Here is a 6,469-nt window from a genome sequence, read left to right as displayed (position 1 = left end):
GGACGGAGGTCTGGATGCCGATCGGGGACCAGGACACCGGGGGCGTCGCCGGCGGGACGGCGACGGGCGCGGACTCCGTGCCCGCTGCGACGGCCGGCACCGCCGTGGTGGGCGCCTCGCTCTCGGCCGGTGGCTCGTCCACCTGCCAGACCGAGCGTCGACGGGGCACCCCGCCTCGATCCTGGGGGACGACCGGCAGCGCGGCCGTCGGCTCCTGCGTGCCCGTTCCGGTGTCCGCGGCGCCTGCGGGGTCCTCGGCCTCAGGCTCACCCGTGGCCGCGGGAGCAGCGGTCGTCCCGGAGCCCGTCGGCCCCTCCCACCGGACGTCGTCCTCCTCCGGCTCCTCGACGATCGCGGCGGGCAGCTCATGGTGCAGCGACCAGCGGATCTCGTCGCCCCAGCCGGCCTCACCCGTCGCGGCCCCCTCCTCGGAGGTGGGCGTCTCCTCCGCGGCGGTGGTCGCCCGCAACCGCAGCTCTCGACGGGTCAGCGGACGTCCGGTGCTGTCGGGCTCGCGCTCGTCCACGGGTGTCCTCCTGCTGGTCCTGCGTCGGGCCGGACGCACGAGTCCCTGCCCGGTGCGCTCCGGTGCATGGTGACACCCTGCCGCAGGAACGGGTCCGGTGTCCGGCGCGCGCGCAGGACACCGGACCCTGGTCCGACGAGCGACGCGGGTTCGCCCTCCGCGACCCGCCCCTCGTCGTGCTCAGCCGGCCGCTGTGAAGTCCAGGGCGGACTCGCTCACGGCGACCACGCTCCAGACCGAGCCGTCGGAGCCGGTGAGCTCGTAGCTCGGCAGCAGGACGACGGACCCGTCGTGCTGCCAGGTCAGCGCGAGACCTAGCCGTGCGGAGGTGATCTGCACCGTCGAGACCGGCCACGCGAAGGACTGCCCGGCCTGCGGGACCGGCGGCAGGGTGGGGTCGGACGACGGCCAGGGCTCCGGCGCGATCTCCGTCGCGACGCCCTCGTCGACCGTCCGCTCAGCCATCATCGGGTAGCCGCCGGTCACCCCGAACCTCGGGTCGCCGAGCCGGGCAACGGCCTCGGCGGGGCTGATGACCTCGTACTCCCCGAGGGGGACCAGCGCTGCCGTCGACCCGTACAGCGAGGCGAGCCCCGCGCCGGTCATCGAGGCCGACCAGGTGAGCCCGGTGCGCTGCCCGTCGACCACCTGGTACGCGCTGGCGTAGGCGCGCTGCGGGTCGCCGTAGTCCTCGACGACCACCTCGTAGCCCGACACGTCGATGCCCAGCGCGACGAGCACCTCGCGCAGCTGCGACGCGACGGCGTCCCCTGCCGGCGCGGGGCCGAGGTCCTGCTCGGTGCACGAGGGCTCACCCGGCGCGACGCTCGTGGTGCCCTCGTCCGCCGAGGGCTCCACCTCCGGGGCCTCCTCGTAGACGACCTCACCGCACCACCACGGGTCCTTCGTCGGGTCGTAGAAGGACAGGGTCCCCTGACCGTCCGGCGAGAGCGTGAGCATCGGCCCGGTCCCGTCGTTCGACCCGATCTGCCAGCTGCCGTAGACGAGCTCGGGGGTGCCCTCGAGCCCGAGCACCGAGGCCGCGGCCACCGCGGCGTCCTGGCTGAAGCCCACCGAGGGGTCCAGGCCCCACGCCTGGGCGCTGCCGCCATCGGTCGAGAGCCCGGAGGAGGTGAAGACCACCCGGCCCCACCATCCGCCGAAGCTCGACCGGGCCTCGTCCTGGCTCGTGCCCATCCCCGCGAGACCGCCCGCCGCGGCCCCGGCCTCGACACCCGCGGGGCCCTCGGAGACGCCCGCGGGGCCGCCCAGCTGGATCGCGGGGGCAGCGCTCTCCTCGGGGCTCGCCCCGACGGCGTAGCCGCCGGCGAAGGCGCCAGAGCCCACGACGACGACAGCGGCGGCTGCGGCGGCCGCCCGTGCGGGCCAGCCGAAACGGGAGCGGCGGCGCGCCGCGAGGTCGTCCCTGACGCCGAGCGGATCGGCGTCCGCTGCGGCGCGTGCGGAGACGGCGGCGCGGAGCGCGTCCATGTCGGGGCTCGCGGTCGCGGCGGGGTCGGCGGCGCGCAGGCGATCGAGATAGGCGTTCTCTGCGGCCGTGGCGGCGGGGTCGGTGGGGGGCTGCGTGCTCATGGTGACCTCCTGTGGTCGTTCACCCCGTCTGTGTCAGCGGGAGCCGTCCGCTTGCACGGCATCGCTCTCCGACCACACCGCGCGGAGCCTGGCCCGGGCGCGGGAGAGCGCGGCATCGGCACCGCCCCTGCTGATCCCCAGCACGGCGGCGAGTCCGTCACCGTCGAGACCCTCCCAGGCGTGCAGGAGCAGGATGTGCCGGTCGCGCGGGCTCAGCGCCGCGAGCACGCTGCGCACCTCGTCGTCGTTCAGGGCGAGGTCGGCCGGGTCGACCTCGTCGGCCTCGTCCGGGACGCGCTCGACCGGCACAGGCCGCCCCTTGCGGTGGTGGTTGGCCAGGACGAACGACGCCGTCCGGTACAGCCACGGCAGCTCGGCCCCTTCCGGGACGTCCTGACGGCGACGCCAGGCGACCAGCATGACGTCGGCCGTGAGGTCCTGGGCGTCCGAGGGAGCGCACCGCCGGCGGACGTAGCGGTGCACGGCCTGCGCATGAGCGCGAAAGAGCTCGTCGAACCACGCGTCGTCCCGCACCTGCACTCCCACCCTCGACCGACTGGTGCCCCCTGCACCTCGTCTGTGTCGTGACGAGCACCAGACTTGCACGGACGCTCGAACTCGCATCCGGGCGCCTGGGCGCGAGGTCCGGTGTGGCGACCGGGGGCGGTGGGAGGACGCGGCACCCCGACCCGGACCGGGGCGCCAGGCCGTCGATCGCGCCCGACGGGCGGACCGCGAGGCCCCGGAGCCCGCCGCTGACTAGGCTCGCTCCTCGTGAAGCCGTTCCTGCTCCTGGCCACCCGGCCGGAGGACGAGACCGCGGACCTGGAGTACGCGGCCTTCCGCCGCTTCGCCGGCCTGAGCCGTACCGAGCTGCTCCGGATCCGGCTCGACGCCGGCCCGCTCCCCCGTCTCGACCTCGACGAGTTCTCCGGGGTGATCGTCGGGGGCAGCCCGTTCAACGCCTCCGACCCGGACGAGGAGAAGTCGGGCGTCCAGCTCCGCGTCGAGCGCGAGCTCGCCGGCCTCCTCGACGAGATCGTCGACCGCGACCTCCCGTTCCTCGGCGCCTGCTACGGCGTGGGCACGCTCGGGGTGCACCAGGGCGGTGTGATCGACCGGACCTACGGCGAACCGGTGGGCGCGGTGCCGGTCTCGTTGACCGAGGAGGGGCGCGCTGACCCGCTCTTCGCGGACCTGCCCGACCTCTTCTCCGCGTTCGTCGGCCACAAGGAGGCCGTGCACACCCTTCCGTCGCACGCCGTCGTCCTGGCCAGCTCCCCCGCCTGCCCCGTGCAGGCGTTCCGGATCCGGGAGAACCTCTACGCGACGCAGTTCCATCCCGAGCTGGACGTGCCGGGGATCGTCGAGCGGGTGCAGACCTATCGGCACTCGGGGTACTTCGCCCCGGACGAGCTCGAGTCCGTCATCGTGAGGGTGCAGCAGTCGGTCGTGGACGCGCCCGGCCGCCTGCTGGCTGCCTTCGCCCGCCGCTACGCCCGCTGAGCGGGCACGGGGCAGAGGCATCCTGACCGGCAGTCACGACCGCTGCGACCATTTCGACCAAGGTCTTTACGGTGTCATGGGGCGCCACTAGGGTGCGACGAGCGCGGCCGTCCGGTCCCGACGCACCACCCGCTCGACCTCGCAGCCCAGGCACCTCGTGCCCCTCCCTCCCGGGAAGAGAGCGAAATGACCCGTCGCGTCCTGGCCGCCGTCACCTGCGCGGTCCTCAGCCTGCCCCTCGTCGCGCCGATCGCCACGGCCGGCCCCTCGTCGCCACCCGCCGACGGCCCAGGCCTGACGATCCAGCGCGGAACGGGCCTCGCGGCTCCCGCGGACGCGGCGGCGCGGCTCGGCGCAGCACTGGCCACCGCCAGCGGCCCGGTCACCGCCTTCGTCCAGCTCGACTCCCCGTCAGGCGTCGAAACAGCGGAGGCGGGAGGCGATGCCGCCGCCGTCGAGGCCGCGGCCGAGGAGGTCGAGGCCCTGGCCGAGGAGGTCCTGCCGGACGGGGCGACGAGCCGCGCGGCGGCCGCTGCCCCCGAGACCGTCAGCGTGACCTCGGACCTCGTCGCGGGGATGGTGGTGACCGGGGACGCGGGCAGCATCCGCGCCCTGGCGGACGACCCGAACGTGGTCGGGGTGCACCTGATGACCCCGAAGACGGCACTGAACAAGGGGACCGACGCGTTCACCGGGGCCCTTGCGGCGTGGGAGGCCAGCGGGCAGACCGGCGAGGGCGTGCGGATCGGCGTGATCGACACCGGGCTGGACTACACGCACGCGGACTTCGGAGGGCCCGGGACGCCCGAGGCCTACGCGCAGGCCTACGGCACCGACGGTTCCGACCCGGTGCCCACCGGGCTCTACGACCCTGCCAAGTACCTCGGTGGCTGGGACTTCGCCGGCCCCACCTACGACGCGGGCTCGAGCTCGCCCTCGGCCCGGGTCCCGAACCCCGACGCGAACCCGATCGACGGCGCCGACGGCACCAGCGGCCACGGCACGCATGTCGCCGGTACCGCCGCGGGCTACGGGGTCCAGGCCGACGGCACCACGTTCAGGGGCAGCTACGCGGCCCTGACCGACGTGTCGGACTGGCGGATCGGGCCCGGGTCAGCGCCCGGCGCCGGGATCTACGCGCTCAAGGTCTTCGGCGACGGCGAGGGCAGCACGAACCTCACGATCGACGCACTCGAGTGGGCTGCCGACCCGGACGGGGACGGCGACTACAGCGACCACCTCGACGTGCTGAACCTCTCGCTCGGCTCGGACGGCTCCCCCGCCGACGACCCCGAGAACCTCTTCATCGACGAGCTGAGCGCGCTCGGGGTGGTCTCGGTCATCGCCTCCGGGAACGCCGGGGACCTCACCGACATCGGGGGCACGCCCGGGAACGCCACGAGCGCCCTGACCGTGGCGAACTCCGTCGGCGACGCGCAGACCGTCGACGCCGTGGAGGTGACCGGTGCGGGCGACGCAAGCCTGCTCGGTCTGCACGCCGCGCAGAACACGATCAACTACACCGGCGAGGACGTGACCGCCCCCGTCGTCTTCCTCGGCGCGACCGTCGACGGCTGCACGCCGTTGACCGACCAGGCCGACCAGATCGCCGGGAGGATCGTCTGGCTCTTCTGGGACGACGACGCCGCGACGCGAGCCTGCGGCAGCACCGCCCAGTGGAACAACGCCGCGGCGGCCGGGGCGGTCGGCGCGATCGTCGGGACCACCGACCCGGTCTTCAGCTACGGGCTGTCGGGGAGCGACCTCATCCCCGGGGCGATGCTCACGGCCGACGCGACCACGGCCCTGATGCCCGAGATCCAGGCCGGCACCCTCACGGTGCACCTCGGCCCGTCCCTGGCGAACGCCTCGTTCATCTCGATCGAGGGCCTTGCCGACACGCTGAACGCGGGCTCCTCCCGCGGGGTCCACGGCTCGCTCGGGATCGTCAAGCCCGATGTCGCCGCACCCGGGACGGGGATCTCCTCCGCCTCGTCCGGCTCGGGGAGCGACCGGTCGACCAAGTCGGGCACCTCGATGTCCACCCCGCACGTGGCGGGGATCGCGGCCCTGGTCCGTGCGGCCCACCCCGAGTGGGATGCCCAGCAGGTCAAGACGAACGTGATGAACACGGCGATCCACGACGTCCGCTCCTCCGCCGACCAGGCGAGCCCCGTCTACGGACCCGAACGGGTCGGCTCAGGTCGTGTCGACGCCCTCGCCGCGACGAGCAACTCCGTGCTCGCCGCCTCGACCGACGACCCGGCACTCGTCTCGGTCACGTTCGGGATCGTGCCCGTCGGCGCGACGACCGTGGTCCAGAAGAAGACCGTGACCGTCACCAACACCGGGACGAGTGCCGCGCGGTTGACCACCTCCTTCGCGCAGTCGACATCGTCCGGCGGGGCCACGATCTCCGTCTCGCCGTCGTCGATCACCGTCCCGCCCGGGAAGTCACGCACGGTGACCCTCACGCTGCGCGCCGACCCGAGCACGCTCGCCAAGGAGATCGACCCGACCTCCGAGTCCGCCTACTTCGGCGGCGGCGTCCCGCGCGAGTTCGTCTCGTCGGTCTCCGGCCGGCTCGTCCTCACCGCTCCGGACGGCAGCACGCTGCGCGTCCCGGTCCACGCCGCGCCGAAGCTGGTCAGCGAGATGTCGGCGGACCCTGTCGCCCTCGGGCCAGGTGAGTCCACCGGGACACTGAGCCTGAGCGGCCGAGGAGTGAGCTCCGGCGGGTGGACCTCCCTCGTCGCACCGTTCGACCTGGTGGCCACGAGTCCTCGGCTCGACGACTCCGCCGCGACCGGCGCCTCGCCGTCGGTGATCGCCTCCGGCGACCTG

General features: G+C 74.0%; 4 protein-coding genes and 1 pseudogene. 2 read left to right on the top strand and 3 right to left on the bottom strand.

Annotated features, from left to right (window positions below; genetic code table 11):
- The 3 genes and pseudogenes from ABWK99_RS12105 to ABWK99_RS12095 form a co-directional block, all read right to left on the bottom strand.
- Positions 1 to 526: pseudogene (locus ABWK99_RS12105) on the bottom strand (hypothetical protein); the annotation flags it as partial.
- A gap of 180 nt (positions 527 to 706) precedes the next feature.
- Positions 707 to 2,119, bottom strand: coding sequence for a hypothetical protein (locus ABWK99_RS12100; RefSeq protein WP_372594955.1), 1,413 nt, complete (start codon positions 2,117 to 2,119; stop codon positions 707 to 709).
- Positions 2,120 to 2,152: 33 nt separating this feature from the next.
- Positions 2,153 to 2,659: an RNA polymerase sigma factor gene (locus ABWK99_RS12095; protein WP_372594954.1), complete on the bottom strand. Its 507-nt coding sequence runs from the start codon at positions 2,657 to 2,659 to the stop codon at positions 2,153 to 2,155.
- Positions 2,660 to 2,893: 234 nt separating this feature from the next.
- Here ABWK99_RS12095 and ABWK99_RS12090 point away from each other — a divergent pair, with 234 nt between their 5' ends.
- Both ABWK99_RS12090 and ABWK99_RS12085 read left to right on the top strand, forming a co-directional pair.
- Complete coding sequence (locus ABWK99_RS12090; RefSeq protein ID WP_372594953.1) at positions 2,894 to 3,625, top strand: glutamine amidotransferase; 732 nt, start codon at positions 2,894 to 2,896, stop codon at positions 3,623 to 3,625.
- A 186-nt stretch (positions 3,626 to 3,811) separates the two neighbouring features.
- The coding region (locus tag ABWK99_RS12085) for a S8 family serine peptidase (protein WP_372594952.1) at positions 3,812 to 6,469 on the top strand (2,658 nt) is incomplete at its 3' end.

Source organism: Actinotalea sp., from assembly GCF_041597215.1.
In the GTDB taxonomy this organism is placed as follows: domain Bacteria; phylum Actinomycetota; class Actinomycetes; order Actinomycetales; family Cellulomonadaceae; genus Actinotalea.
Note: the sequence above shows the minus strand (reverse complement) of the source record. Positions and strands in the feature narration are given on the sequence as shown.

Coding starts and splice junctions, on each gene's coding strand:
- ABWK99_RS12100 (WP_372594955.1), bottom strand. CDS start 2,119: ATGAGCACGCAGCCCCCCACCGACCCCGCCGCCACGGCCGCAGAGAAC.